At 60.2% G+C, this 26,201-nt stretch carries 24 protein-coding genes and 1 pseudogene; 11 read left to right on the forward strand and 14 right to left on the reverse strand.

From position 1 onward, the window contains the following. Positions 1–248: 248 nt before the first annotated feature. Positions 249–509 (forward strand): hypothetical protein, encoded by a 261-nt coding sequence (locus M3I53_RS31175; protein ID WP_254319668.1) that lies wholly within the window; start codon positions 249–251, stop codon positions 507–509. Between the two features lie 108 nt (positions 510–617). Here the strand turns inward: M3I53_RS31175 and M3I53_RS31180 are convergent, their stop codons facing one another. The 4 genes and pseudogenes from M3I53_RS31180 to M3I53_RS31195 form a co-directional block, all read right to left on the reverse strand. Further along, complete coding sequence (locus M3I53_RS31180; RefSeq protein WP_254319669.1) at positions 618–1,682, reverse strand: glycosyltransferase family 4 protein; 1,065 nt, start codon at positions 1,680–1,682, stop codon at positions 618–620. 502 nt (positions 1,683–2,184) lie between these two features. Beyond that, positions 2,185–2,647 (reverse strand): annotated as a pseudogene (locus M3I53_RS38515) (YSC84-related protein); the annotation flags it as partial. 326 nt (positions 2,648–2,973) lie between these two features. Beyond that, entirely contained in the window at positions 2,974–3,441 is a 468-nt protein-coding gene (locus M3I53_RS38710; protein WP_254319671.1) for an addiction module antidote protein, read from the reverse strand. Position 3,442: 1 nt separating this feature from the next. Beyond that, entirely contained in the window at positions 3,443–3,739 is a 297-nt protein-coding gene (locus M3I53_RS31195; RefSeq protein WP_254319672.1) for a type II toxin-antitoxin system RelE/ParE family toxin, read from the reverse strand. A gap of 651 nt (positions 3,740–4,390) precedes the next feature. Between M3I53_RS31195 and M3I53_RS31200 the strand changes: the two genes are divergently transcribed. Then, positions 4,391–4,966, forward strand: coding sequence for a hypothetical protein (locus M3I53_RS31200; RefSeq protein WP_254319673.1), 576 nt, complete (start codon positions 4,391–4,393; stop codon positions 4,964–4,966). Between the two features lie 98 nt (positions 4,967–5,064). Then, positions 5,065–5,496, forward strand: a complete 432-nt coding sequence (locus M3I53_RS31205) for a hypothetical protein (protein WP_254319674.1) — start codon at positions 5,065–5,067, stop codon at positions 5,494–5,496. 627 nt (positions 5,497–6,123) lie between these two features. Here the strand turns inward: M3I53_RS31205 and M3I53_RS31210 are convergent. The 4 genes from M3I53_RS31210 to M3I53_RS31225 all read right to left on the reverse strand — a co-directional run bounded on the left by M3I53_RS31210 (position 6,124) and on the right by M3I53_RS31225 (position 10,176). Next, positions 6,124–6,606, reverse strand: a complete 483-nt coding sequence (locus tag M3I53_RS31210; protein WP_254319675.1) for a hypothetical protein — start codon at positions 6,604–6,606, stop codon at positions 6,124–6,126. Between the two features lie 982 nt (positions 6,607–7,588). Continuing rightward, positions 7,589–8,026: a response regulator gene (locus tag M3I53_RS31215; RefSeq protein WP_254319676.1), complete on the reverse strand. Its 438-nt coding sequence runs from the start codon at positions 8,024–8,026 to the stop codon at positions 7,589–7,591. 617 nt (positions 8,027–8,643) lie between these two features. Next, positions 8,644–8,931 carry a hypothetical protein gene (locus tag M3I53_RS31220; RefSeq protein WP_254319677.1) on the reverse strand — a complete coding sequence of 96 codons (288 nt, stop codon included), beginning with the start codon at positions 8,929–8,931 and terminating at the stop codon, positions 8,644–8,646. A gap of 771 nt (positions 8,932–9,702) precedes the next feature. Further along, entirely contained in the window at positions 9,703–10,176 is a 474-nt protein-coding gene (locus M3I53_RS31225; RefSeq protein WP_254319678.1) for a PRC-barrel domain-containing protein, read from the reverse strand. 642 nt (positions 10,177–10,818) lie between these two features. On the opposite strand from M3I53_RS31225, the gene M3I53_RS31230 reads away from it, so the two are divergent. Then, entirely contained in the window at positions 10,819–11,007 is a 189-nt protein-coding gene (locus tag M3I53_RS31230) for a CsbD family protein (RefSeq protein ID WP_254319679.1), read from the forward strand. 1,083 nt (positions 11,008–12,090) lie between these two features. Here the strand turns inward: M3I53_RS31230 and M3I53_RS31235 are convergent. Beyond that, positions 12,091–12,555, reverse strand: coding sequence for a PRC-barrel domain-containing protein (locus tag M3I53_RS31235; protein WP_254319680.1), 465 nt, complete (start codon positions 12,553–12,555; stop codon positions 12,091–12,093). Positions 12,556–13,312: 757 nt separating this feature from the next. After that, positions 13,313–13,519, reverse strand: coding sequence for a hypothetical protein (locus M3I53_RS31240; protein WP_254319681.1), 207 nt, complete (start codon positions 13,517–13,519; stop codon positions 13,313–13,315). A 279-nt stretch (positions 13,520–13,798) separates the two neighbouring features. Between M3I53_RS31240 and M3I53_RS31245 the strand changes: the two genes are divergently transcribed. Beyond that, entirely contained in the window at positions 13,799–14,116 is a 318-nt protein-coding gene (locus M3I53_RS31245; protein ID WP_254319682.1) for a hypothetical protein, read from the forward strand. Positions 14,117–15,249: 1,133 nt separating this feature from the next. Further along, a complete protein-coding gene (locus M3I53_RS31250) occupies positions 15,250–15,984 on the forward strand; it encodes a type IV toxin-antitoxin system AbiEi family antitoxin domain-containing protein (protein ID WP_254319683.1) in 735 nt (244 codons plus the stop codon). Positions 15,985–16,253: 269 nt separating this feature from the next. Here M3I53_RS31250 and M3I53_RS31255 read toward each other — a convergent pair whose 3' ends face one another. From M3I53_RS31255 to M3I53_RS31265, 3 genes are all read right to left on the reverse strand, one after another. Beyond that, on the reverse strand, positions 16,254–17,291 hold the full coding sequence (locus M3I53_RS31255; protein WP_254319684.1) for a hypothetical protein: 1,038 nt from the start codon (positions 17,289–17,291) through the stop codon (positions 16,254–16,256). Between the two features lie 646 nt (positions 17,292–17,937). Continuing rightward, a complete protein-coding gene (locus M3I53_RS31260; RefSeq protein WP_254319685.1) occupies positions 17,938–18,240 on the reverse strand; it encodes a putative quinol monooxygenase in 303 nt (100 codons plus the stop codon). Positions 18,241–18,395: 155 nt separating this feature from the next. Continuing rightward, on the reverse strand, positions 18,396–19,253 hold the full coding sequence (locus M3I53_RS31265; RefSeq protein WP_254319686.1) for a sugar phosphate isomerase/epimerase: 858 nt from the start codon (positions 19,251–19,253) through the stop codon (positions 18,396–18,398). Between the two features lie 337 nt (positions 19,254–19,590). Between M3I53_RS31265 and M3I53_RS31270 the strand changes: the two genes are divergently transcribed. The 5 genes from M3I53_RS31270 (at position 19,591) to M3I53_RS31290 (ending at position 25,846) form a co-directional block, all read left to right on the forward strand. Further along, positions 19,591–20,556 carry a sugar ABC transporter substrate-binding protein gene (locus tag M3I53_RS31270; RefSeq protein ID WP_254319687.1) on the forward strand — a complete coding sequence of 322 codons (966 nt, stop codon included), beginning with the start codon at positions 19,591–19,593 and terminating at the stop codon, positions 20,554–20,556. A 95-nt stretch (positions 20,557–20,651) separates the two neighbouring features. Then, the gene (locus M3I53_RS31275; protein WP_254319688.1) at positions 20,652–21,773 is read left to right on the forward strand and encodes a Gfo/Idh/MocA family protein; all 1,122 of its coding nucleotides are present in this window, start codon (positions 20,652–20,654) and stop codon (positions 21,771–21,773) included. A 487-nt stretch (positions 21,774–22,260) separates the two neighbouring features. Then, complete coding sequence (locus M3I53_RS31280; protein ID WP_254319689.1) at positions 22,261–23,844, forward strand: sugar ABC transporter ATP-binding protein; 1,584 nt, start codon at positions 22,261–22,263, stop codon at positions 23,842–23,844. After that, entirely contained in the window at positions 23,837–24,847 is a 1,011-nt protein-coding gene (locus tag M3I53_RS31285) for an ABC transporter permease (RefSeq protein WP_254319690.1), read from the forward strand. The genes M3I53_RS31280 and M3I53_RS31285 overlap by 8 nt, the downstream gene beginning before the upstream one ends. 12 nt (positions 24,848–24,859) lie before the next feature. Next, on the forward strand, positions 24,860–25,846 hold the full coding sequence (locus tag M3I53_RS31290) for an ABC transporter permease (RefSeq protein WP_254319691.1): 987 nt from the start codon (positions 24,860–24,862) through the stop codon (positions 25,844–25,846). Positions 25,847–25,976: 130 nt separating this feature from the next. On the opposite strand, the gene M3I53_RS31295 is transcribed toward M3I53_RS31290, so the two are convergent. Further along, positions 25,977–26,201: LysR substrate-binding domain-containing protein (locus M3I53_RS31295; protein ID WP_254319692.1), on the reverse strand; the 225-nt coding region annotated here is incomplete at its 5' end.

The raw sequence follows: 26,201 nt of genomic DNA on the forward strand, positions 1-26,201 counted from the left end.
GCGCTTTCGTGACCTATGCGATTGCGTCCTGAAAATCGCCCGGCCACATCGCATTGCGCTCCAGCTTGTTCGCCATGTCTTCGGCCACAGCCGCGATCAGGTGCGGCTTCTCTGCGTCTGGGTTGCTCATATTCGGTTCACGATTGAAAGGTTAGGGTCGGGCGATTTGTGCGGTAACGCACATAAGTGGCGGGTTCGCGCTCCGATGAGCGTGCTACGCTTTTCGTTGAGCTTCAGAGGAGCCCCCCATGACAAGCCAACTTTCCGAGTACAAGCCGGGAATTGAGATACACGCGAATGTCTCGAATGATCCGGAGCAAGCGAACTTTACTGGCTGGATCGTGATCACCGACAAAACCAGGAGCGATCACGTCAGGGATTCTCGGGTGACGCCGCGGTGGGCAACGCCCGCAAAGACCCACGAAGAGGCGTGCCGCGTCCTGATTCAATTCGGCAGAGACGTGCTCGAAGGCCGCGCCACTGGCGGCGATTTCGTCAACAACGGTTGACATGACAGCATGTCCGGCGCGACAAAGGCGAGCGTCAGCGGCGCCGTAACCTGTCTTCACAACGGTCAGATCAGACCGGCGACCGGGTTGCTCCGCGATGTGCCATGGTCAACGCCGCCCGACCTGCGGCGACCCGAAAAGGCGGGACGACCGGGTCAGCATCGTGTAGATATCGAGGTACTCGCGGGCCATGCGTCGCGATGTGAAACGTGCGACGAACTGTGCGCGTATTTCCTTGCGGGAGAGAGAGTCGATCCGGGTCAGGGCTTCGACCGCGTCCTGAACACCGTCCACGATGAAGCCCGTCACACCGTCTGTGATCACCTCTGGCACGGATCCCCGATTGAACGCGACCACCGGCGTGCCGCACGCCATCGCCTCGATCATTGCCAGACCAAACGGCTCAGCCCAGTCAATCGGAAACAGTAACGCGCTCGCTCCCGCCAGAAAGGCGGCCTTCTGTGTCTCATCAATCTCACCGACAAATTCTACATGTGGCCGGGACAGCAACGGTTCGATCACGCTCCCGAAGTACGCCTGGTCGGCCCTGTCTACCTTCGCGGCAATCCTCAGACGTTGCTTCGCCCTCGCCGCGATCTCGATGGCCAGATCGACACGCTTTTCCGGGCAGATCCGGCCGAGAAACGCCAGATAGGGAGGGCCCGTCTGCGGCTGCGGTCCGAGCAGATGTTCAGGTAGGCCATGGTAAATCGTGCCGAGCCAGTTGGCCTGCGGAAGCTGGGAGCGCTGCGAAGATGAAATCGAGACGACCGGAGCGTCCGGGAACGCGTCGAACACCGGCTGTAACTCCGGAAGGTCCAGACGACCATGGAGGGTGGAGACGAACGGTACGGCAAGTTGCGAAAACGTGGAGAAGGGCAGATAGCTGAGATGAAAGTGCAGCACGTCAAAGCGGGATGCCGCGCGCCGGACCTTTTCGAGTAGTAGCAGGTGCGGCGCCAGCGGATCACTGATGGACGGGTCAAGCCGCATTGCACGCGGCCACGCGGGTTCGAGATGTGCCTGGGTACGTGAGTCGCCGCTGGCGAACAGGGTCACGTCATGCCCCTCAGCGACCAGCGCCTCGGTCAGATACGACACGACACGTTCGGTGCCCCCGTACAGTTGCGGCGGTACGGCTTCGTGCAACGGCGCAATCTGGGCGATCCGCATCCGGCATCTCCAGGTGGTGGACAGGTACGATTCTTCGTGTCCGCTTGGCCGTTCGCGGACGAAGCGCAACGGGCGGGCCGGCTAACCTTACGCGCGCCCGGCCCGCTGATCGTCAAACCGGCTTTTTCGTGGAGTCCTTCACCGCTTCCCTGACAATCACCGGCACGCTTGCGGGCTTCGCCAGCTGCCTGCTGCACGTCGCTCTTCACTTCCTGCCGTGTGTTACCGGTTACTTGCCGACCGTCTCGATTACGTTGCCCTTTACTTTCGCGGCCGTGCCTTTCACCTGATCCTTGTTCATCTCACCCTCCAGTAGCGAATGTCCAACGCCGGATATCCCTTGCGGGGCTCACTGCGGCGGGCAGTTCACATGCCAATAGCAAGGCACGTGCCGAAACACCGGATTCGTGGGGAACGCAGTCAGCTCGCCTGGTGGCACCCGGTCTCGCAGCAGGTTAGTTTGCAAGCGGTTGCAGCGATAGCCGCCCAGTCGCACTGCGCAGATATGCAGACGCGTGACTTTGGTGCCTTCGAGCGAGACACCCGCCATCAGTCCGGCATTGGTGAGGACGAAAGCCTGTGCCGCGCTGGCTGCGGTCGACGTATCGATGTCGCCATTGGCGCCCACTTCCAGCACCGCGACTGTGGCGTCGACGCCGGCAGCCCAGCCCTCGCTGTTACGGAAGCGGTCGAGCGCATCCTGCGTCATGAACAGGGAGATCAGCGCCTTGAACTGCGCGCCGATCTGCAGGCCGAATGAGCCGGCGGCCGAACTGTAGTAGCCTGCCGTCTGGCCTACCACCCGCAGCGCGCCTTCTCCGTACTGGCCACCCACCCAGAAGCCGGCGGAAATGACCGACGGAAACACTCCGCGCGCATTGGCAACCGGTTCCCGCGACCCGTGCACGGTGCTGTAGAGCCGCGCAAGCGTGGGACTCAACACCGGCATTGATGGTCGAGCGTTTGCCCACGAATCCGCGAGCGAGCCACATTCACGGAAAGCGCTCAGTTAAGTCAGGAACGGTCCCGCAGCGAGACCGAAGGCGATTCGCCCAATGTCAGCTTGTAACTGCGCGCACCACTCTGGAAGTGATCACGATCCGAAGGCCTTCACCCAGCTCGCTGCTGATCCTGCGTCAGTCGGCGGATGCGCTTAATCAAGGCACCCGCCAGAATGCCGCGCTTCAGCATCTCTTCGCGAGACCGAGCCCGATTGTTCTTATCCATTATTCGAAGTCGCATAGGCGACGAAGCCCGCGAGGCCGGCGTCGGCTGCGAGTGGAATGGTGCTTCAGGCGTGCGCGTGGGCGCTCCTGGCCTTGGTGGGCCCTTTAGCGGTCTTTCGGGCCGTAGCATTGGCACGAGCCTTCGTCGCCGTGCTGACGCCACGTTTCGCGACCGTCGCAGCCTTCTTCTTCGCCGCGACAGGCTTCGCTACAGCCTTTGCCTTGAGTTTCGCTTTCAGGCCTTCCTCGGGCTTCGTCAGCGTAAGTTGCAGGCCCATCGCCCCGATCACCTTCATGATCGTCGCGAACTCCGCATTCCCCTTGTTGGAGAGCGCCCGGTACAGCGCCTCACGTGCAACGCCCGACTCGCGCGCGAGCGCCGTCATGCCTCGCGCCTTGGCAACGTCCCCGAGCGCCGCCTGAATCTCGACCGGGTCGCCGCCCTTAAACGCTTGCGCAAGGTACAGCCGGTAGTCCGTTTCGTCCTTCAGGTACTTCGAAGCGTCGAACTCCATCAGCTCGCTTGCTTTCATTTCAATCCTCCAGCTCTTGCGCGATGGCCTTCGCCCGCTTGATGTGTGCGGACTGCGTGGACTTGTCCCCACCGCACAAAATGATCACCAGGACGTCGCCGCGCTGCGTGAAATCGACCCGATACCCCTTACCGACGTCGATCTTCATCTCCGGGATGCCGTCGCCGACTGCACGCCAATATCCGAGGTTGCCTAACGCTGCACGCTTGAGCCGACCGGTGATCGCCGTCGCGGCCTGACGATCTCGTACGCGGGAAAGCCAAGCATCGAATCCGGGGATGATGATCAGCTTTATCATGCGCGCCATTGTAACCCATGAGTCACAATGCATCAACGTGCAGCCCGTCTCGGCCGGCAGAGCAGCCGGGCTTCGCGGCAGTCAACTATGCGCGGTCGCGAACGGTTCCTTCGCCGAACGTACCTTACGAGCTGATTTCGTCGTGTCCCACTACTACAAGATTACCCCGCACACGCAGCTGCCGGGATGACGGATGCTCATCTCAATGGCATACGACCTCGACTTTCCCGTACGTATCGAGCCGGAGCCCTACCCAGTCCGGGCGCGCCGCTGACGCTGGCGCAGTATGGAATTCGTGTGCAGCCCATGCAAACGGGGGCGTTCATGTATATATAAATATAATGATCGAAGTTTGTGTTTGATTTGTATTCCTATATATTTTACATCGGTGCGGTGCTAGTTACGATGCTTCGGACATATCAGTCCTGTAGCGGCTGCCGCGTGGAAGCCACCGTGCGGCACGGCCTCATCTAACGCATCGGTCATGGATGGCGTGTCACCTTACTGGTCACGCGGCGCGAGACACCTGGCATCAGTTAGGCGCAGCTCGCCGTGTCTGTCAAAATAGCGGTATCCGTTCGCCAGTTTCTGCGCACCCCAATAGGCCTTCGCGGGCCGCATATCGCAGGAAAACGTTACAGCAGGCACGACATGGCACACAAGCGATGCGAACATTGCGGCAACCAGACGCCGCCCTGGGACACCATCCACTGCGGTTCTGGCGATGGCCACTATGAGTTACTCTGCACTTCGTGCTTCAATGCCAGGATTGCCGAGTCCGCCGGATTCACCGATTTCGGGAACGTCTGGCTTGACCCCATCCAGCTGATTGACTGCGAGGCGGAAGCCCACCAGTTCCATTTCCAGCTCCGGCTCCTGGGCGCCCGCATTGCGCTGGATGGCTTCGAGCTTCGAGGTGAGCTTCCCGCCGGTTACCGGTTCCAGCTGATCGGCGAAGCTGACGACGATGTATTCGTGCTGCTCGGGCGCCTCGTCGAGAAGATTCGTCGCGCGCTGTCGGTCAGGCACGTCGATTTTCATGAGCGCCGGATCATTGACAGCACGGTGCGCGGGCGTATCGAATGGGACGAATCCCAGCCGGGCCACCTGCCACTCGTGGTCGTCGACGGCAAGGAGGTCTCATGGGACGATCTTGGGCGAATGCTCATGAGCATGGAAGGATGGCAGTTCCGGCTCGAGATCGCTGACCCGAGCGACGAGCTTTGAGTCGCGGTGCCGACGTGGGAAACGGGCGGCCATCCCTGGCCCCGAGCCGGTTTGCGAACCGGCGCCTCGAACGGTTATAACCCAGGCGGAGAAGAGCCATGGTCGCAGTCAGGCACGACGATCTTTCCATGGCGTTCGACTTTGTCAGCTGCGCGGCGCCGATGGAACATAGCGCATATCTTTCGCTCGATACGGGAGAAGTCTACTGGACTTCCGATTCCAGCGAGGCGTTCGATGATGGGGAGATACCTGACGATCTCGAAACCTCTGACCGCTGCCTTGCGATACCGCACAAGAACGAGCTTGATCTCGGAAGCCGTCTCGCCTTGCGCTTTGTCGCACAGACGTTGCCCGCATGTTGCGACCAGGTCGAAGGATTTTTTCGGAAGCGAGGGGCTTATGCGCGTTTCAAGGAATTGCTGGAACGTGAAGGCGTTCTCGAGCGTTGGTATTCGTTTGAAACCGATGCTGTCGAAAGCGCACTGAGGCAATGGTGTGCCGAAAATGGGCTTGAGCTTGTTGAGACGTGACGGGCGCTGTGGGTGTTCGCCACACCAGATGTGCTGAATCCGCGTCCGGCGCGGGACACCGCTCGATCGGCCGTGTGCCATGCGAAAATCCGCGACACTACATCGCGAGGGGCGAGCGCACATGAGGTCTGGTATCGCGTGAAGAGGAGCATTATTCCAACGGAAGAGCAGCAGGCCGTGATCGAGGCGGCGCGTGGCGCCGGGAACCTGAAGGTCAAGGCCTTCGCCGGCGCGGGCAAGACTTCCACTCTCCAGCTCGTGAAGGGCAGCAGCGAAGGCCACCACGATGTGAAGTCTGTTCATTTCCATGCACTCCAAAGAATATACATTCAGGAAAGAAGGCCTAGTCGTCCAATCAGGCGACACCTTCCTGGCCGGTGTCCGTCACCGCTCCGGCGTTGACGAGCCGTGTTATGGCGGGTCGACCTGATTTAAGGCTACGAAATCACAGTAAGCGATGCATCCATCAATTGATGGTTTGTGTGCTCTCGAAGGTATTCCCCACGCGTTCGCATACGGTCGCGGCCCAGGGCGGCATCGGCGCCTCGCTCGGCACGCACTGCGAACGCATCGATGGCTATTCGCCCAACTCAAGCCGCGCTAACGTGGGCAGGGCGTGGGCGGGTTTCAGAACTGTTGTGCGCGTAGAGATTCGAATTCCGCGCGGCACACTTCGCCAAAACTGCCGAGAATGTCGATTGAGCCGTTCGCGAGCATCTCGCGAATCTCGATGAATGTCTTGTCCGGCGCGAGGTAAGTGTCGACGATCTTGCGTCCGATCAGGTCGGCTTCATCGGCGACATTACGCGATGACTGAACCCGCATGCGGCTGATCTTCGCATAGAGGTTGACGAGCGAATGCAGGTCCGGCTCGCCGTGTTGCAGCGCGTCAACGTAGCACTTCGTCGCTTCTTCGATGAACTCCTTGTAGAGTTCCTGCCGACGGGCGCGGTCATGCGCCAGCCATTCCGCGCGAACCTGGGTGCGTTGGGTCAGCCATGAAGCAAGAACCGAAGTCAGGCCGCCAATCGCAGCGCCGACAAGTGCAGCCAGAGCCGAGATAACCGATGCGTTCATGGAGCATCCTCTCTTATTGCTATTCACCGTCATACATATTAGTGCCCGTACGCGCTCTTAGGTTGGCTGTGGATGCGTGAGCAAAAGATAGGTGAAGCCGAAGGAAACGTATTTCGTCGCTATCTGGAAAGCACGAAGCAGCCGACCTTTTGCGCATAGAGACAGAGCCGGCTCGCGCCACGGCACCCTCACAGGTCTCTGAGCACAACGGCAGGCAACGATCAACCCTGAACGCTTGCTGCCCACCCGCGGTAAAGGAGTCCCTTCGAACTAACCGGCAGTCCGACTTGTCAGTTGCACAGCCTGTAGTCGACATTGGCCGATGGTCACGCCAGTGATCGTAAGGGCCGACGACCCGTCTGTGACACTTCCAACGGACGACTGCTGTACTTCGGGAACAGCCATTGATGTCTCGGCATTGACCGTCCGCCTCACGCCCTGAGTCACTCAGTCAAGCTTTTGGAGGGGGAACCGTGAGGTTTGCAAGAAGGGGCGAGCCTCGCTTCCTCAGTGCGTTCAGGTAGATGCTTTCATCGTATCGTGTCCCGGTCTGCCAGCAACGGTCGAGGATGCGTATCCCATTTGAACGCCAGCGCGCGCTCGTCGACAAGCTCATTGATCGCTCGCGTCGCGGACTGGATCTCTACGACCGGACGACGAGGGAACATGATCGGCGGGTCAGGCTTGATCCTTGCGGCACTGCGTGCAAGAGAACTAAACGCGCAGCCGGATTGTGCCGCAGAGATTTCAGATGGCGTGGACTGAAAGCACATTGTCTGATACCTTACGTATCGGTTGCGTCGACACTCCGCAACCTCCAAGCAGCCTCCCAAGCTGGAAGACAATGCTTAGGCCGCCGCACTCCACGGCGGCCTCTTTTCATAGTCACCATCAGCCGGTGCCCGCCTCTTCAGGTGTCTGCAGCCGCGTGAAAGTGGCGCTGCCACGGCTACATCGGGTGGTCGTGCTGTCGGCGCCACCTCCACGGCATCTTCGGGGCGCGCGCACCGGCCGGTTACATCCAATACCTCGATGGCATCGGGGCCCAGCGCGAGGGCGCCGGAGCCGGCACATTGACGCGGTTTTCGGAGCAGCACAAACGGCTGGCCAGGAGCGAGTCGACGGCAGACTCAAGGGCCTTCAGGTCGACGGGCTTGGAGAAAAACACGTTCCACAGCGCTGGCGTATCTTTCGGCGGCAACTCGCCAGATGTCATCACCACCGGAATCGTCGCAAGTGTGGGATAGGACTTCAGCCTCTGGGAGAGCCCGAGGCCGTCCATTCCCGGCATGTGCCAGTCGGTGACAATCAAATCAGGCAGATGACGCCCCGCCAACGCCAGCGCCGGTTCACCGCCATCGGCGAGCAGCACCCGATGACCACTTCGCTCGAAAACAAGCTGAAGCATCAACAGTGATTCATCCTCATCGTCGACCAGCAGAATGAGAGCCATAGCGCAGCAACCGGGACACAATCGATTCTGCGCATGAAGCATGCCGCTTTGCACAATCGCCGGCTTGCGTCCTCGAAGACGCCTTGTTGTTCGTCGTATTCAACGGCGTTGCGCTGGAAGCGGTACTCTATCGCCGGTGCATTTTGCGCTTTAGCGGGAGGGTAACGCCGCTGTCGCCAATGGCTGGAGCGGCTTGGGGACCTTGAATCCCGGATCGGTGCCACGACGTGCAGGGTTCAGGTCGTCGTCTTGGGCCCGGGGCACGGCCATGCCCTCTGCTCGCCAGGCGCGTCCCGCTCCGGGGACGGCGCGCCGGCGACTGGAGTTACTTCCTCCGCGGCATCGTGCAACGGTTCGGCCACCGCTTCCTTCCTCATGCCGCGAAGCCCGGTCCCAAACCATGTCACCTTCTTCTGCATATGGTCGATGTGCGCGTTCCAGCCGTCAGGGTTGCCGTCAAGGAGGTCGTGGTGAACGGTCGACGCCTGCTTGCCCTACGCCCTGCCTCAGTTCGAAGAGGAGCGGGCAAGCTGCGCATGCCTTTATCGATGCGACCACGGCGACGAAGGCATGAGAGTCGCGCACTTTCCGGCATCGACACGGCGCGCGACGAACGGTTATTTTTTCGTGGCGGGTTGGACTTGTTCCACTGCTTGTTTGGTCACCCTGTATGGGGCGGACGCTGCGGCATTCACGTTAGTTTCGGCAATCTCCCGCGCCTGTTCGTCGGCCTTTTTGCTGGCGTCAATCGTCACACTCGTCGCCTCACCGGCGGCCGTCACAGCGGATTGCGACGCGCTCACAGCGGCCTCGCTTCCCGTCGGTGCATTGTTTGCGACCGTGTCGACAAACGGTTGCGCGTCTTGCTGTCGCTGGCTGAATTGCGCCTCAACCGTTGCGCACAAGGTGCTCCTCTTGACCGTTCACGAGGCGTTCAGTGTCGACGCGCGGAATGGAGGCGGCCTGGAAAACAAGGCGGAGGGCCAACCCTGACTGATGCAGTACCGATAGTAGCCCCAAGTCGGGTGGGGACTGCGGCAAGTCGACGCCGCTCGCCCGCGGATGCATAGGCATCAAATATCGTAGCGCCGTAATCTGTGTCGGGTGCTGCATATGCGATGGGAGCCGACGGTGGCGGTGAGGGGGTGCGGGCAGCGCCGGCCGGGGCGGCACCGCAACGTACGTATTGCAGCTTCTCTCGAAAAAGAACTGCGCTGCGCCATCCAGTGTTCATGAGGACGCTTGCGAAGCCCGGAACGGGCACGCCGAACGCGAGTGGCGCGACGGCCACAATGTCTGGCGCGTCCGGGGCGAACACGATGGTCACTCTGGCAGCAAGTCGAAGACTCAGATGCAGAAAAAGCGGCGAGGGACTCGCCAGCTTTAGGTGTCGAGCGACTACTGGTCGCACTGGCGGAACTCACCCCCAGTAGGTTTTATTCATTTCAATACATCGGATGTCGCGTACGCAGGCTGCTGCGCCTCCCGGGATCCAAGCCTGCTCACACCATGGCGCCTTTGCCGTCTTCGCGGTGGGCGCGATGCAGCGTGGCGAGTATTCCCGTGCGTCTGGTGGCTCAAGCAATGCGCCTATGCCACCAACGCAGATTACGGTGGCATACGCGCTGAGCGGCAGATATGGCTGGCATCCCGCGGACGGCTTGCCGAATAGTTTTTTAATGCTCGCTCGGCCGGAACGGTGGGTCGCTTTCTACTGCCTCCTGGGTTGCGGACCAGTACGGCTTCCTGTTGTAGTAGCTGTACGTTGTCTCTCCCCACTTCGCATCTGCCATCGCCGGCCAGTGGTCCTTGTCGAAGCCGGGGTCGTCCTTGAGGCGCTGCGCCGCAATATCAACAAAAAAGCACTTCTGGTCCGTATCGAGAGTTAGCGCGCTCCAGGGGATGGCGTGCAGGCTAGAACCCACGCCAAGGAAGCCGCCCTCGGAGAGCACTGCGTAGGCGATGCGACCATTGCGCACATCGAGCATGATGTGTGAAATCTTCCCGACGTGTTCGCCGTCTGAAGACATCACCTTGGTCCCGTCGAGCGTCGCTGCAGCCATGACCTCCGGCCCCGGGCCGTCGCCAACACCACCGCCCACGATATTCGCTCCGCCTTGGGTGCGACCTCGCGGATTGATTGAGCCCATGATTCCCCTCCTTGAAAAAGGGTGCTTCTGGAATGCGCAAAAGCCATTCCCGCGCGGCCATCATGTCGACGCGCATGCTTGATTCAAAGGAGATGCCATCATGAAAGCGCACGAGCGGGTTCGTGAGGCCCAGCGAGAATCAAAGCTTGTCGATGCCAGTACAAAGCGCGTACCAGGAGTGGCGCGAACAGCGACGTCAACGGACCCCGGAACGGCCCCAAGCAAGACGGCTAGTACCAGTAGCAGCGGGTTGCACGCGGCGTCAACACCGCTACAGGCTCACGTCGACGCGACACCGCCGCCTTTCGACTAGCGATTCGCTGCCGCAATGACTGACGACGGACGTGCCAAGGGCCAAGCGTTGCCAGAACACAGCGCAGCCGTTCTGATCGTCTAGCAGGAGCTGCGCGACGCCACGTGTTCCGACGGGCCTCGCGGGCTGCGCGCCACGCGTCAGTCAGGAACTGGCGACTCTCGCGCCGTTCGGGCGCACCGTCAGCGTCACAGCGCTTCTGCCGTACCGCGTCCCCAGGACGCGTGTCGCTCCAGGCGTTCTACTTCGCTAAGCGGAGCGCTTTTCCTATACTGATAGTGTCGCAATCTGAATAGCGCGACAGGGCCGTATATTCGGAGGACTGCATCATGAACAAGGACCAGGTCAAAGGCGTTGCTCAAAAGATGAAGGGCAAGGTCAACGAGGCAATGGGCAAGGTCACGGGCAGACCGTCCCGGGAACTGAAAGGCGATGTCGAGCAAGCCGCGGGGCAAGCCAGGAAAGATGTCGGTGATGCCAGGGAAGCGGCGAAGGACCGCACGACGCGTCACCACTAACCGCCTGCCCTTGGGGCTTGGGTGAACGCATAGACCAGCGTCGAAGGTTTCGTGTGGCGGCCGCGAAGTTGGTCGCCGGTCCATTTCACGAGACAGCTGTGCCGTTGACGATGCTGTCGCCAAGGCTTCGGCGCGCTGACGACCTTGAGCCCGGCCCAGAAGGCCCCGACGGCAGCAGTTAGCGTGTCGTCTTTGGGTCGGGCCAAGGCCAACTCTTTCGCGCCCCGGGCGCGTTCCGCCCGGCGGACGGCGTGGCCCCAACCGGAATGACGTCCTCCGCGGTATCGTGCCCCCGTTCGTTCAGGACGTTCGGTTTCATCTCGGGGAGCCCCGTCCCGAACCATTTCCTTCGGCCAAAGGACGTTCGGGAGCGAAATGGCGATGTCAGGGCCGTCATCTCCGGTAAATCGCGTCCGGACCGCGGGTGCACTCATCACCGCACAGCTCGACGTCCGCGCGCGCCGGTCACCCGATTACGCTGCGGAACCCCAGCATGCGCTGGCCCAGGCACTGACCACATCCCACCTGGCGATGCTACAAAAGCTGGTCGACGCCGCCCTGACATTATGTGGGGCTGGCAGCGCTGGCATCACGTTGCGCGTACGAGGGGCCGGGCAGAAGTCGTCTTTCCGATGGATTGCGGTGGCTGGCCGCTGTGCGGCTCTGGAAGGGCACCTCGTGGCGACTGACGAAAGCCCCGCTGGTGTCGCTATCGCGTTGAATTCGCCGCAGCTCTTTGCTTTTCCGAAGCGGTACTTCGACTGCCTGGCGAGGATCGTTCCTGAAGTGACTGAAGAACTGATCGTGCCCGTACCTGGCACGCCCGAGGCTCTCGGCGTGTTGTGGGTGATGTCCAACTGTTATCTCCTGAAACCAGCGTCGCCAGAGGACCTGGCTGGAGCGTTGAGGCAGGAGTTCGAGCCGCTCGCACTTGTTCCCGCCGGGGTCTTCGGACATTTGCTTTCTTCTCCCCGTTACCCGCAAATCGTCCTGGCAAGGATAAGAAGGTCTATTCATGGCAACCGCATAGCCAGCCGGTTCAAAAGCGGCATGACTCAGACAGTAGGTAACCAACTGACAGGACTAAATGTCGGTCGTACGTCCCTCGCTGACATCACGGGTAGCGCTCCAATACGGTTCGCGGTTGTAATAGTGATGGACCGTGGCGCCCCACTTTTCGTCCGCCATCGAAGGCCAGTGGTCCTTGTCGAACCCGGGCTCATCCTTGAGTCGCTGGGCCGGGATGTCGACGACGAAACACCGGTCGATTGCATCCAGGGTCAGGGCGCTCCATGGCATTGCGTGCAGCGTATCGCCGATGCCGAGGAATCCGCCGGTCGAAAGGACTGCGTAGGCAATCCGTCCGCTGCGCACGTCCATCATGATGTCGGATATTTTGCCTACATGTTCGCCGTCGGAGGACATCACCTTGTCGCCAATGAGCGTCGTCGCTGCCATTACCTCCGGTCCGGGCCCCATCCCGGGGGTGCTGCCAACGATTTTCGCGCCAGTGTCAGGCGGGGGCATCTGCGGGTCAGGCGTAGTCATGATTGACTCCGGGGGAGAAAGCAACCTGACGCGCAAGTCGCGTGCCAGAAGGTAATACGCAAATGCAATATTCAATCCCGGGTGACTTTGATTTCCGTACAATTTTCCGGCTAGATGCATCCAAGCCAGTCGTGGGATTGCCTTTGGGCCACCAAATAAAATATGTGCAAAAACGGTTGGTTGCGGTCTACCCGCCCGCGCTATAACGCGTCAAAGCTCTTTGTAAGCCGCACCAACTGTCAGATGACACGATAGACGCCTATTCAGCTTGGCCTGACACCGCCGAACCGCAGTTCGTCGTTTGCCTCATGGATGATCTTACGTTGATTCCAACATCGCTGGCGTTCGTGGACGGAGCACGATAGCCCTGAGTCCATTACGAGGAACGAAGCGATGCGCAGACAGGCGAAGGATGGTGCTGTGCAACTGAACTAGGGCAATCCACAAGGTTTGCATTCCTAATTGTATAACATAAAAACAATGACCGAATTACGTGTAGGGATCCATATTAAATGAATTGGACCTCAAATCTCCCTGAAATTGACTTGATAGCTGCTCCGAACGGGTAGGAGAGGGCAGCCATCCAGCAAAATCACGCCAGCCACCACGCAGGCTACGGTCGTTCTTTTCCGGCCAACGCGCGCTCGATCATCTCCGTCGCTTCCGCCGCTCGGTTTTTCTGCCTGGTGACGCTATGCGGCTCGCGGCGTCGTTTCTGTTCGCAACCACACCCAACCAGACTGTTGACCAGACCCGGTTATGCAACGACCAGATCGGCCTCGCGCAGCAGCGCCACAACGGTGCGCCCGGTGGCATGAAGCCGGAACTTGAGGTCCTGCACGAAGACCGCCACCGATACTGCGGGATGGCCATCCTCAATATATTCCAGCAGCCTTTGGACCCGGTTGGCCGGAATCTCCGACCTCGCCACCGCAGCCGGCGCAATGGAAGCGCGCCGGGCCAACGGCCGGCAGGTCGTTCGCCGCGACCACCTGACCGGCCCGGTTCCTGGCAAAAGCCATGTGCGAACCGGAAGCCACCTCCTTTGCGAACCACGAGGGGGACTCGGTCCGATACGACAATGCGACACAGTCATGTAGAACCACCAGAAGTTGCCGCTTGAGCGTTTGTCCGTGTGCGGACTTCATTCTCACCGCGCTGCTGAGTGCGTTCGCCCGGGGTGCGGAGACATGACACCGGAGTTACACTGCTGTAGAGCAGCTGCCAGCGACAGGAGGGAGCCATGATCGATCTCGGCCCGGAAAGCACATTCAGGGGATTGCCTCTGACCGCTGAACAGGATGCGGAAGTGAAGCACTACATCAAGGTGCAAATGCAGCGTCACCTTCCATGGGACACGCCCGAGCTGGACGCCATGCTTCGGGACATGATCCAGCCTCCCGAGATCGCCGATGCGGGAGACGAAATCGAGGCAGACGAAGCGAGGGCGGCCGCCGAGCGCGCGAGCACGTCCATCGACGACGCGATGGAATCCGATGAGGCGAGCGAAGAATGGCAGGCGGCCATCGAATCGGAAAACATGAAGCACCCCAGGGAATGAGCCGGCGGCAGCCACGCTACCAGCCTTCCATGTTCCCGCGATTGCAACCACGCCGTGGCGCCCGCGAAGATGACCTTTGAGCACGGCGAACGTCGAGCGCGACGGGGCTCGCCGCAGGCCCTTGGGCGACAGGACGGGCGGTCAGACCGAGAGCGAGGCGGTAGCGGCGCCGCGCCTGTAACAGCTCACCGGATACAGGCATGGTGCGCCTTCTTGCGCTTGTCCGGGGTGTCGATCCCCACCGGTCCTCGGGGCCGGTGCTCACCCGCCGGAAGGAGTCCCCATAAGGCCACCGGCGAGTTCAAGGATGCGCAGCCCCTGCCAGGTAGACCATTCGTGTGTCTGTCACCCCGACGCCGCCTCCAGTGCGAATGCCTCACAGCACATACGGGACATTCGTGAAAATCGCCGCCGCGATCATCTTCTGGCGAAGGCCTTCAGAACTCGTTGTGTCAAGCACTGCTACACGAGCGTGATATTTGGCAAACGGGTTGCGCACAGCACTGTGCCGCAAGGACGCGCCGACATGACTGTCCGGTCCCTGTCACCCGCCGCACATCATCGATGTCTGCGGCAACCCGACCGGACGTTCCGCACCGCGTGTCGTGGAATCGGCCTCCTGACTGTTGACCAGGCGAGGGAAGAGCGGGACGGCAGTTCTGTGGCGGTGGCGCCGACGACTCAAAGCTCCTCGCCGGGATCTGCGATATCGAGCCCGAACTGCCATCCTTCCATGCTCATCAGCAAATTGCGGCGGATTTTCAGATTTCGGGGGATGGGCTGAAATAGCCATTGTGCGGTGAGGCGCAGAGCGTCATATCCTCTGGTCACGGATGAAGCGTCGGTTGTCGCCTTCGGTGGCGCCTTCGCACGCGTGGAATTTTCCTCATATCTCAAATGATCTGCGCGATTTTCCAAAAAATCCAAACATCTTGATTGTCGCCGGTACCTCACTTGCGGCTTACAGCCTATCGCGATGCTCAAAACGCTTGAGGCCGGCGAATGTATAGACCCCAATTTCAACTCGATGGCCATTCGTTATCAGCTGGGTCGGCCGATTTCACATTGAATAATCTGATAAACTAAAAACGTTACCGGATAATTACGAAGAAAACTACGCACCGGGGGGCTCTATGGCTAGCAAGACGCTTCAGCGCCTCATGGAGGAGGCGCCGCGCGGGCAGCCGCTCGACACGGAAATGCTCAAGGATATGGGCGTCAGCCCGGCACTCGCGACCTATATGGCCAAGTCCGGATGGCTGCAGCGGCTGTCCAAGGGCGCCTACCTGCTCAAGGGCGATACCCCGAGCCGCGACGGCATCATCGCCTACCTCAGCCGAAGGGTTCCGGGTCTTCACGTCGGGGGCAAGACGGCACTCGACTGGCAAGGCGTGCGTCAGAACATCACCTTCCGCGCGAAAGTCGTCCTCTGGGCGCAGAAGCCCTACGAGATGCCGTCGTGGGTTGAGCAGCACATGCGCTACTCCTTCCAGACGACCAACATCTTCGACAACGAGCTGCCTTACGACACAGGACTCAAGCCCCTGCCGGGCGGCAATCCGCACGTGCTCGTTTCCGTTCCGGAACGCGCGCTGCTCGAACTCGCCAGTGACATCGGCAAAGGGCAATCGCTGGAGGAAGCAATCAACCTGATGCCTTCGCTGAGAAATATCCGGCCTGCCGTACTCGAGCAGTTCATGACGCACTGCAAGCGCGTCAAGGTCGTCCGTCTGGTTCGGGACCTGGGCAAGAGCAGCGACTATCCCTGGGGCGAGGACCTGCAACGCTACGTCGAGCGGCTGGGCTCCGGGACGCGGTGGTCTAACGTGAACAAGGACGGCGAACGCCTTACCCTGAATCCAAAATGAACGACATCTATCTCGACACGGTCCGCGGTGTGCCCTTTGATTTTCGTGCAGGTTTCCGGTTAGCCGCGCCTCGGCGCTATCTGGCCTTGCAATGGGGCCCTTAATAAATTTCTTAAAGAATCAGTGGTTTGCTGTTTGGCGCTTCTGGGTTGACAAGAACTTAAAGGTTCAGATCGCGAACGAGCTGTGTCATCGACGATATCCTTTAATTCGCCTTCCGCCAGGATAGGCGAATCAAACTTCAACGTCAGAAGTTTTGCAGGCTTTCCCTAGCGCTGGAAAAAGTCAGCAACGCGGTGAAATGCGGCTTTTGGCGCCCAAGGCGGCATTTGGTTTGATCTCGGGTCGCCGTCGGGAAAGGTCTTGACCAGGGAGAAGCTCATCATGTCCAGGTCTCGTGCCCCTTCGCCGAAGCGATAGCTCGGGAACGAAAAGACGTAGATGAAGACACCATCCACTTCTGCGCCAGACAGGAGTTCCAGTTGTTCTTCCACATATTCGGCTTGTTCTCGTTCGCTTCGTGTGGGAACAATATTGTTGACGAACTTTCCCGTGCCGTCAGGGTTTTGCCCCTCCAATAGCATAAAGCCGCCGGCGCCGCGGGCAGCGGCTCCCTCATAAGCGCACGAGCCGACCTCCATAACGATAAGGGGTTTGCCGATGCGGAAGCGATCGAGACCGGCGACGTACTCCCTCGCCGTCTCCCCGTTTCGGTAGTAGTCGACACCAACAACGTCGAACAGGCGCCAGTCGACGTCCTCCCACGTGCCGGAAGAGTAGGTCACGAGTCCACTAAATTCTGCTCTCACTGCGGCTGTGATGGCCGTGAGAGCGTCATTGAGCATCGCCGACTTCTCCTGAAAGACAGTCGGGACTTTGGGCCCGGTTGCCGCTGCAGCCTGGGAACCAAGCCAGGCAACGCGTTCCATCAATGTTGCACCCGGCAGTATCCCGTCGTTGAACAGGGTGATTTCACAGCCGCAAACAAAGACAATGTTGGCGCCTTCGCCCCTCAACTGTTCTGCGGCACTCGCAGCCTGCGCGAAATAGGCCGGCAGGTCTGCGATCGGCACGTTCATCTTCCAAGGGTTGAAGAAGATGGTCAGGCCGGCGGCATGAGCAATGCGCGATGCTGTCAGCAGACGCTCGATTTCCTCTCCTTCGATTCGGACGGCGTTGGCGTGCAGCGTGGTTGCGATGGTGTTGATATCGTACGAGACGAGCTCCGAATCGAAATGCGCCACGGAGTACGGATTGTTGGCGGTGAACCGAAGGCCCACGTCGTAGACGATGCCACGATATTTCATGTTGTTGGTTCCTTTCGTTGATACGAAACTTGGGAAGGCTGGACGCGCGGCCAACGCGGCAGTGCCTGCAGCAATTTTGAGTAGAGTCCTACGCTTCATCTCTTCGATATTCGTCGGCGCTGCTGTAATGGAGCATTCTTCGTTTTGATGGTTCCACGCGAGCCGCTCGATCCGGATTGCCCGGAATCCGGCCTATTCCCGAGAGAGAGTCGAGCTGCTGTTCGGGTCGGCACGTCCGTGACCTTGATCGGCTGCTGGTTCAACCGTCTTTATGAAACAGCCTCTTTTGCAACAGAACCAGCATGTGGAATGATCGTCTTTTCATCGTGTCCTGATTGGCCCAGGAGAGATCCCCAACCTGGCGATTTTTCGAACGGCGCCAGCGGCGGACGGGAGATTTTCTCGGAGGCCTGTGACAATGGCCGTGGCTCGAGAGATGAAATCATGCGGCGCGTGATGCCCGGATTTGATGCTCTCATGAGCCATTCTAAGCCCGTGAGCAAACTGGCGGGATCGCTTCATCGGAAAGCTCAAAGGCGTGTCCACACGCGCCTTCAGATAGTCTTTTTATCACGTGCCGTGCATTCTGACAGGGTCATGCGGACAAGGGAACTGGGCTCCAGTTGTCCATTGGCGCGAGTCGACTCTACCTGTTTCGAATGGAGACGGGCGAGAAAAACCGTACTTCCTTATCGGCAACGAAGTCCTTGGTCGCATCGTCGTAGACTGCTCGATACGGCTTCTGAGGCTGCTGAGCGAGCCATTCCTCCTGGGATCCGTTCCATACTTCGAAGAGAACCAGCTCGTCTGGCGCGCCAGAGTCTTCGCTCAGCACTGCGCTCACGAACGCTGGTTCTTCGGCCATCGCATGCATCAGTTCGTCGAGATGCGGCACGAACAAGGGCTTCGTCGCGGGAGCGAGCTTGAATCGAACGTAGATAGATAGCATTGTGTGTTCCTCGGTGTTCGCTTTGCAGATGGTGACCTCGACGCAAGGCTGACGAAGGCGACTTTGTCGCGCGGTTGGATGGTGGGACTCGTAAAGAGCACGTCGGCCGATAACGTGATTGCGGCCGTCCGGATACTGGTCGCGAGTTACCCTGCTTATTCTTCGAACTGACGAATCGTCGCGTCGTATGCGCGCGTCGCCATTTCTTCCAGCGGGAGTTTGCGTTCGACTTCGGAGAGAATCTCGACGCCCCAAGGACCATCAAAGCCAGTCGCCTGCACGGATTTGATGAAGCCCTTGACGTCGAGCACGCCTTCGCCCGGCAGGCGACGCTTGTGGCAGGTGTCCATCCACAGTGGCTCGATTGCGTAGCGGTCCGCATCGTCGAGTTCAATGCCCTTGATGAACTCGGGCTTGATCGTGGCAATTTCCTTGAAGTCGATGTTGCCGCGCGAGAGATGCCAGATGTCTAGCAGGAGTCCAGCATTCGCCTTGTTGGCGCCTTCGACGATCGCCTTGCCGGTCTCGATCGTCCGAACGTTGCTGAACGGCATGATTTCGAGCATGACTTGAGTGCCGCGTTTCTCGGCGTCTTCGGCCAGCTTGCCGAACTCTTCCACCATGAGCGGGACATTTGCGGTTTCTTCGCCGATGCCGGGGCCGACCTTGACGATGCGCGCGCGCAGTTCTTCGGCGGCCTTCAGGTAGTAGTAGCGCATGCTGTCGGACGTACGGCGACGTTCGCCGGTCTGGTACCAGTCGACGAGGAACTCGAACTCGACATGCTTGATGCCGTTGGCCTCGAGGATGCGTCGCATCTCGGCAAAGCCGATCTTGTCGGCGGTCGCGTAAATGTCGGAATGAATGAGCCCGATGCCTGACCATCCGGCCCTGGCGGCAGCCTCAACACGATCCTTGAAGCTGAACGGACTGATCTCGGTCGGACCAAACGGATAGACGTCGCCCGACAGCGTGAAATAGGCTGCGACGAGCTCAATATTGGACTTTGACATTTCGACTCTCTCGATAGGGAACAGGGGGTTGACCAGATGGACCCGGCCATCATGAACATCACTATCGCGTAGAAACCCGGGCGGATAAACTCACCCGGGTTCCACTGAATGTAGAGATTTGCTCTACAAAACCTGGTGGCTGTGAGATAGGCAGCCTCGAATCCGATTGTTCGCCTCCGCGCGTCTCATCGACGCGCCTGCAGCACATTTTTCCGCTCCAAGGAAATAACTTTTCGTCGGACCGCATTTTTCTTTCCGCCTGCGCCCCTTACTGTTGCCTCGAAAACATCAGAAACCAAACACTCAATTTTGGGTGTGGTCCAAAAGGAGACAACTCATGATCATCCGCAATCGCATCCTCGCTGGCGTCGCCCTCGCAACGCTGTTGACGACGTTGAGCACCGCCGGGAGCGCAGCAAGCCAACCGCACGTGACATTGCTCATGCCGACCCAGAGCGTCGAATACTGGGCGCTCTACATCAAGGGCTTCAAGAAAGAGGCACAGGCTCAGGGCATCAACCTCGATGTGAAGGTCACGAATTACGACGCCAACGAACAGGCCACGCAGGTCGAGCAAGCCCTCGCACAAAAGCCGGACGTCATCGTGCTCGTCCCGGTCGACTCAAGCGCGATGGTCCCGTCGATTCGCAAAATCGACCAGGCGAAGATTCCGCTCGTGATCTCCAATTCGATGCCGGATCAGAAGTACTCCCGGTACTGGAAGGTGTTCACCGGGCCGAACGACATCAGCAATGGTCAGGCTGCCGCCAAGGCCATGATCCAGGGCTTCAAGAATAAGGGCTATGGTGCGAGCGGCAAGGTGATCGTCATCAATGGGCCGATGGGCACGCCGCCGCAGCTCCAGCGCTACCAGGGGTTCGTCGACCAACTCAAGAAAGATGCACCGGGAATCCAGGTCGTGGGCGCTCTTCCGGGCGACTGGGACGCCGTCAAGGCGAGCGCGGCCGCTTCGGCACTGTTCACCCAATACAAGGATGTGAAGGGCGTTTACACCGAAAACGACGCGCAGCTGCGAGGCACCGTTACCGCGGCCGAACGGCTTGGCCTCGATCCCTCCAAGCTTGTGCTCGTCGGCCACGGCTGCGACCAGTCAGGCGTCGACCTGATCAACGCCGGCAAGGCATACGCCGATGTCGAGCAGTCTCCTTTCGACGACGGCGCGTACGCCGCCAAGGCAGCAAAGATGCTGGCTACCGGCGGTACCCCGCAGGCGCTCCAGTATCTGCCCAACCCGATCGCGACAAAGGCCGACGTGAAAGTCTGCTATTCCCAGCAGAAGTGATCGACGGTCGAGGCAGCAGTCAATTCTGCCTCGCGCGCTCCGGTTATTTCGACGGTCGCGGCACCATGTGCCGCGATCGATATTTGGAGGTTTGGATGAGACGAGAGATTGGTGTCGGCGTGATCGGAACAGGCTTCATGGGAAAGGCGCATGCGCTCGCCTACCGTGCTGTTCCGAACGCCTTCCCGGAGTCGGTGCGGCCGCGCCTTGTCGCGGTGGCTGACGTCAATGAGGCGGGTGCACGACAAGCCCAGGAGCAGTTCGGGTTCGAGCGGGCAACGACGGACTGGAAATCACTGCTCACAGACGACGCAATCAAGGTGATCTCCATCACGACGCCGTGCAGCCTGCATCGCGAGATGGCGCTTGCGGCAATTGCAGCTGGCAAGCACGTGCACTGCGAAAAGCCTATCGCCCCTTCGGCAGCCGACGCACTGGCGATGGCCGAGGCCGCCGCGGCGGCAGGAACGGTGACGCAGGTGGGGTACAACTACATCAAGAATCCGATGCTGGCTCTCGCGCGCCAAATGATCGCGGAGGGCGAGCTCGGTGAAATTACAAGCTTTCGCGGGGTCCACGCCGAAGACTACATGGCAGACCCCGAAATTCCCTACGGCTGGCGAGTGGATCCCGAAAACGGCGCCGGCGCGCTCGCGGAGATCGGCAATCACATCATCGGGCTATCGCGCTTCCTTCTCGGACCGATTGACGACGTGGTCGCGCGGCTCGAAACCGTGAACAAGACCAGACCGGTCGCCGCTGGCGCGCACGAGCGGCGGGCGATCAAGGTTGACGATATTGCCCGGCTGATGGTCACGTTCGCCCGAGGCTGCTCGGGCACGCTCGAAGCGAACTGGGCCGCGACCGGGCGCAAGATGCAGCTCGAGTTCGAAGTCTATGGGACCAGGGGCGCGCTCGTCTTCTCGCAGGAGCGTTTCAACGAACTGCACTTTTACCGCGGCGGTGACGATCCACGTACCTCGGGATTTACCCGTATCGAAGCGGGACCTGCACACCCGCCGTATGCCAATTTTACGGTCGCGGGGGGCCACCAGATCGGATTCAACGATCTCAAGACCATCGAGATGGCCGGATTCCTCGATGCGATTGATCGAGGGGGGCGGGCGTTTCCCGACTTCCAGGAGGCGTGGGAGATCCAGCGGGTCGTAGACAGCGCCATCCAGTCATCCGTCGAAGGGCGTTCGATCGCGATCTGACGGAAAACGGATGCTCCAGCATTTAAGCGGCCTCTGGCGAGAGACTTCGCCGGGGCCGCTTTTTTTGGCCCGAAATGCGTTCACAAGAACGATGCCGATATTTCCGCAGGGAGGAAATATCATTTTTCCGCCCGGCATTTTTCTTTTGGGCGCGACGAAATAACCTTTTGGACAACAACAGCGAAACCGCGGCAGCGGTCCACAACACGGAGACAACGTCACGCCCGAACCTGGGCGCAACGCATCCCACCGGCATTTCTCCCTGTGGTTCCGCACCTCCTGATGAACCGCACGCGCCCGTTGTGCCCGGCGCGTCGACATCGGGATCAGCAGTCTCTTTCGGACCTTACGCGCGACCGCCCCGTTCTGAAGGCGGTGCCGATCCGGGAGTGGCTGGCGGTACGTGATGTTGCGACGCAATAAGTTGGATGCAGGACGATAGGTGGATCGGCGAGGCGACAGACCGATCCTCCATTGGAGGAAGACAATGCTACAAGACCCGACCAGCGGCGGTGCTGCCGTTGAAACGCCGAGCTTGCTCAGCGCCCTGAACCTCACGAAGCACTACGGCGGCGTGAAGGCACTGACCGGCGTGAGCCTCGAACTCGCGCCCGGCGAAATCCACGCCCTTTGTGGCGAGAACGGCGCAGGCAAGAGCACGTTCATCAAGATCCTCGGCGGACTTGTCGAGCCGGACGATGGCTCGATTACCGTGGATGGTCAGCAGCTCAAGCTCGGCCATCGCACCGATCCCAAGCTGATCTCGATTGTTCACCAGGAGCTCGCGATTGTCCCCACGCTCTCGGTGCTCGACAACATTCTCCTGGGTGGCGCGGACCAGCGCGAGATTTACCTGCGGGGCCGCTACCGTGACACGGTTCGAGCGCATCTCGATTCGGTGGGGCTTTCCCACGTCAAACTGGACAGTCCGGCATCGCGACTGAGTCTCGCTGAATGCCAGCTGGTCGAGATTGCGCGCGGCATGTCTCGCCAGGCAAAGGTGCTGCTGCTCGACGAACCAACTGCCACGCTGTCGGACGCCGAAATCGTGCGCGTGTTTGATGTTGCACGACGTCTGCGGGACCAGGGGACGGCGATGATTTTCGTCAGCCATCGACTCGATGAGGTCTTTGCCCTGACCGACCGGATCACGGTTTTCCGGAACGGCCAGCACGTCATCACGAGCAAGACCGCAGACATGACCACCGGCGAGGTAGTGAAGGCGATGATTGGCCGGGAGCTCGTACGTCATCCGGTCAAGGCCACTGAAGGACGCGCCTCCCTGCAGCCGCGCCTGTCTGTCACGAATCTGAGCGTTGACGACAAGCTGAAAGCCCTCAGCGTCGATGTCGCGCCTGGCGAGATCGTGGCGGTCGTCGGGCAGCTTGGATCGGGGGCCGAGACGGTAGTCGAGGCGCTTGCCGGACTGCGCGGCGACATCTCCAGGTCTGTGAGGCTCGATGGTGAGGTCGCAAAGATCGACAGCGTGCGAAGCGCGCTTCGTTGCGGTGTCGGTTACGTGGCCGAGGACCGGGCCGACAAGGGCGTGTTTCTTGACGCTCCGATCGGTATCAACATCACTGCATCGGTGATGTCGAAATTCAGCCGCGCCGGCGTCATGCAGCGGGCAGCTGAGGCTGCGGAAGCGAGGCGTCTCGCCGGGATGTTTGCGATAGACGCGAAGCGACTGCCGCACGAGGTTTCCACCCTGAGCGGCGGAAACCAGCAGAAGGTTTCGCTCGCCAAGGCGGCGGCGCTCGCGCCGAAGCTGCTGCTGCTGAACGAGCCGACGCGCGGTGTGGATATCGGGGCACGCAGCGAAATCTATTCGACCCTGCGGAAGTTGGCGGACGACGGCCTGGCCGTGGTTTTCTACTCGACCGACCTTGAGGAAATCCTCGAACTCGCGGATACGGTGGTGACGATTTTCCGAGGCCAGATGGTTCGTCGCAAGCCGCGGCACGAGATCGATGGCGATACGGTCCTGCATGACATCGTCGCAGGTGGGGGCGAAGCGGCGGGTGGCCACGCTTCGTTCAGAACTCAACGCGTGGAGGCTGGCCATGCATAAAACTGCTCTTGAACCCTCTATGCAGGCTTCTCCTACATTCTATAGACGCTGGGCTTCGGCACTGTTCGGCAGCACGAGTATTCATGCGGGTTCTATCCGCGTTGCAACGCTATTGCTGATCATCGTTGCAGCGGGCGTCGTTCCTCACTTCACCGAATTCGGCAACGTTCAGTCGCTGATGTACTCGGTTGCCGCAGTCGGCGTCGGTGCAGTCGGGATGGCGCTCGTCACACTTAGCGGCAATCTGTTCATGCTCTCGATGGGCGCGACGGCTGCGGTTTCAACGGTAATGTTCGCTGCATTGATCCACCTCGGGCTAGACGTAACCGTTCTCGCAGTCGTGCTTGCTGGCCTGGCGATAGGCATTGTGCAGGGCGCCATCATCGCGCTGGGCCGGGCCAATCCGATCATCACGACGATCGCGACCTCTTCCATCATTCTCGGCGCGGGCGTCCTCTATACCGGCGGCCTTACCGTCATCGGAAATGGCGATGCAACCTGGCTTGGTCAAGGCAAGCTCTTTGGCTGGTTGCCGACCCAGATCATCGTGCTCGCCGTTTTCGTGATCATCGGGAGTTTCATACTTCAGAAGACGCGTATCGGACGGGAGATCAGGCTCATTGGCATGCGTTCGGAGGTTGCTCGCATCGCGGGTCTGCGCCTGATGGCGGCCACCCTGTTCTGCTACGGATTTGCCGGTGCGGCGGCGGCGCTTGCCGGGTCGCTCATCGCATCGTCGTCGGCGCAAGGCAATCTCACATACGGAGTCGACCTCGACTTCAACGCAATCGCCGCAGTTCTGGTCGGTGGTATCTCGATCCGGGGCGGACGCGGCCAGATCTCGGACGCGGTTACCGGCGCCATCTTCCTCGCCGTGATCAGTAACATCCTGCTCGTGAGCGGCGTGAGCTACGAGTATCAATTGGTCGTCAAGGGCATGGTGGTGCTGGGGGCGGTCGTGTTCGGTGCATTGCTCGCCCGTCTCGGGCCGAGCAAGAAATAAGCGGAGAGCGAAATGAATCAATCTCAACGTCTTCTGAATCTTGTGATTCGTTCGGTCCTGCTAATCGGCATGCCCGTGTACTTCGGCCTGACCGTCGATCACTTCTTCTCAGCGGCCAACCTGTACGCGATTTTCCAGGCGTTCGCTTTCCTCGGCATCGTAGCGCTGGGCTTGTCGGTGACGATGGTCGCCGGTGAGTTCGACCTCAGTGTGGCGGCGCTTGCGACGGTCGCGGGCCTGATCACCGTGAAGTTTGGCGGCGATAGTGCGGTGCTTGGCCTGGTCTATGCCGTCTGTTTCGGGATCGTGGTGGGTATCGCGAACGCAGCGCTTTTGCCCTGGCTTGGCGTCTCGTCGCTTGTTACAACCGTCGGTTCGATGATGTTCCTCACGGGCGTCGGATACTGGTTAGCGGGCGGGCGCGTCCTGAGCTGGGCGAATCTTGATGTGAGCGACTTCCTGGATCAGAACATCTTCGGCATCTTCTCCCCGCGTAGCCTGATTACCATCTTCTGCTATGTGGTCGTATCGCTGTTTTTGCGATTCACCACGCTCGGTCGGGACATCTACGCGGCGGGCGGACACCGGAAGGCTGCCGTCCAGAGCGGCGCGCGAGTCGGTGCTGCCCTGACAGTGGGCTTTGCGATCTCTGGCAGTCTTTCCGCGCTCGGCGGCGGACTGCTGTCGCTCAGCCTCGCCACCGCGTCTGCAACGATGGGTAGCAATATCCTTCTTCAGGCTGCATCGGCGGCCATTGTGGGCGGCGTGGCACTTGAGGGGGGAATCGGGTCGCCACTCGGCGTGGCAGTTGGCGTGTTGATCCTCACGGTGCTCAACAACGGTCTCGGCCTGCTCAATGCGACCTCGACCCAGATCCTGTTGGTCAATGGTCTGCTTCTTCTGATGGTCGTGCTGCTCGACGGCCGTCTGGGCAGCGTGCTGGCCAATCCGTTGGCACGCCTGGCCCGGGCCCGCTCCGCGAAAGGCGCGAGCGCCTGACGGAGTGCGAACCGGCGGTTGTGAGAATGCCGGCGTGCTGCAACGTACGTCGGCATTCTGGTGTGGAAGTGGAAGCGACTTGCGCGTCAGAGAGTCTGCGAATCCAAGGTATGGTGCGGATACTGCAGGTTTAAGGGGCGAACGTCATCCAGCGCTTCTCGAGTTGCTGCGACCTGACGCGCTCGACAAGAAACTCGCTGAAGACCCGGATCTTTGCAGGCTGGTATCGGCGGCTCTGGTAGGCAAGATTGATCGTGAGCTTTGGCAGTTGCCAGTCTTCCAGGACGGGGACGAGTCGTCCTGCGACGATGTCGTCGTGAATGATGTACATCGGCTGGATGACGATGCCCAGACC

The organism is Paraburkholderia sp. CNPSo 3272 (genome assembly GCF_024206495.1).
Taxonomy (GTDB): Bacteria; Pseudomonadota; Gammaproteobacteria; order Burkholderiales; family Burkholderiaceae; genus Paraburkholderia.

Bases quoted from the DNA above. Each gene is read 5' to 3' on its own strand.
- M3I53_RS31175 (WP_254319668.1), top strand. From the start codon at position 249: ATGACAAGCCAACTTTCCGAGTACAAGCCGGGAATTGAGATACACGCG.
- M3I53_RS31180 (WP_254319669.1), bottom strand. From the start codon at position 1,682: ATGCGGATCGCCCAGATTGCGCCGTTGCACGAAGCCGTACCGCCGCAA.
- M3I53_RS38710 (WP_254319671.1), bottom strand. From the start codon at position 3,441: ATGAAAGCAAGCGAGCTGATGGAGTTCGACGCTTCGAAGTACCTGAAG.
- M3I53_RS31195 (WP_254319672.1), bottom strand. From the start codon at position 3,739: ATGATAAAGCTGATCATCATCCCCGGATTCGATGCTTGGCTTTCCCGC.
- M3I53_RS31200 (WP_254319673.1), top strand. From the start codon at position 4,391: ATGGCACACAAGCGATGCGAACATTGCGGCAACCAGACGCCGCCCTGG.
- M3I53_RS31205 (WP_254319674.1), top strand. From the start codon at position 5,065: ATGGTCGCAGTCAGGCACGACGATCTTTCCATGGCGTTCGACTTTGTC.
- M3I53_RS31210 (WP_254319675.1), bottom strand. From the start codon at position 6,606: ATGACGGTGAATAGCAATAAGAGAGGATGCTCCATGAACGCATCGGTT.
- M3I53_RS31215 (WP_254319676.1), bottom strand. From the start codon at position 8,026: ATGGCTCTCATTCTGCTGGTCGACGATGAGGATGAATCACTGTTGATG.
- M3I53_RS31225 (WP_254319678.1), bottom strand. From the start codon at position 10,176: ATGGGCTCAATCAATCCGCGAGGTCGCACCCAAGGCGGAGCGAATATC.
- M3I53_RS31230 (WP_254319679.1), top strand. From the start codon at position 10,819: ATGAACAAGGACCAGGTCAAAGGCGTTGCTCAAAAGATGAAGGGCAAG.
- M3I53_RS31235 (WP_254319680.1), bottom strand. From the start codon at position 12,555: ATGACTACGCCTGACCCGCAGATGCCCCCGCCTGACACTGGCGCGAAA.
- M3I53_RS31245 (WP_254319682.1), top strand. From the start codon at position 13,799: ATGATCGATCTCGGCCCGGAAAGCACATTCAGGGGATTGCCTCTGACC.
- M3I53_RS31250 (WP_254319683.1), top strand. From the start codon at position 15,250: ATGGCTAGCAAGACGCTTCAGCGCCTCATGGAGGAGGCGCCGCGCGGG.
- M3I53_RS31255 (WP_254319684.1), bottom strand. From the start codon at position 17,291: ATGAAATATCGTGGCATCGTCTACGACGTGGGCCTTCGGTTCACCGCC.
- M3I53_RS31260 (WP_254319685.1), bottom strand. From the start codon at position 18,240: ATGCTATCTATCTACGTTCGATTCAAGCTCGCTCCCGCGACGAAGCCC.
- M3I53_RS31265 (WP_254319686.1), bottom strand. From the start codon at position 19,253: ATGTCAAAGTCCAATATTGAGCTCGTCGCAGCCTATTTCACGCTGTCG.
- M3I53_RS31270 (WP_254319687.1), top strand. From the start codon at position 19,591: ATGATCATCCGCAATCGCATCCTCGCTGGCGTCGCCCTCGCAACGCTG.
- M3I53_RS31275 (WP_254319688.1), top strand. From the start codon at position 20,652: ATGAGACGAGAGATTGGTGTCGGCGTGATCGGAACAGGCTTCATGGGA.
- M3I53_RS31280 (WP_254319689.1), top strand. From the start codon at position 22,261: ATGCTACAAGACCCGACCAGCGGCGGTGCTGCCGTTGAAACGCCGAGC.
- M3I53_RS31285 (WP_254319690.1), top strand. From the start codon at position 23,837: ATGCATAAAACTGCTCTTGAACCCTCTATGCAGGCTTCTCCTACATTC.
- M3I53_RS31290 (WP_254319691.1), top strand. From the start codon at position 24,860: ATGAATCAATCTCAACGTCTTCTGAATCTTGTGATTCGTTCGGTCCTG.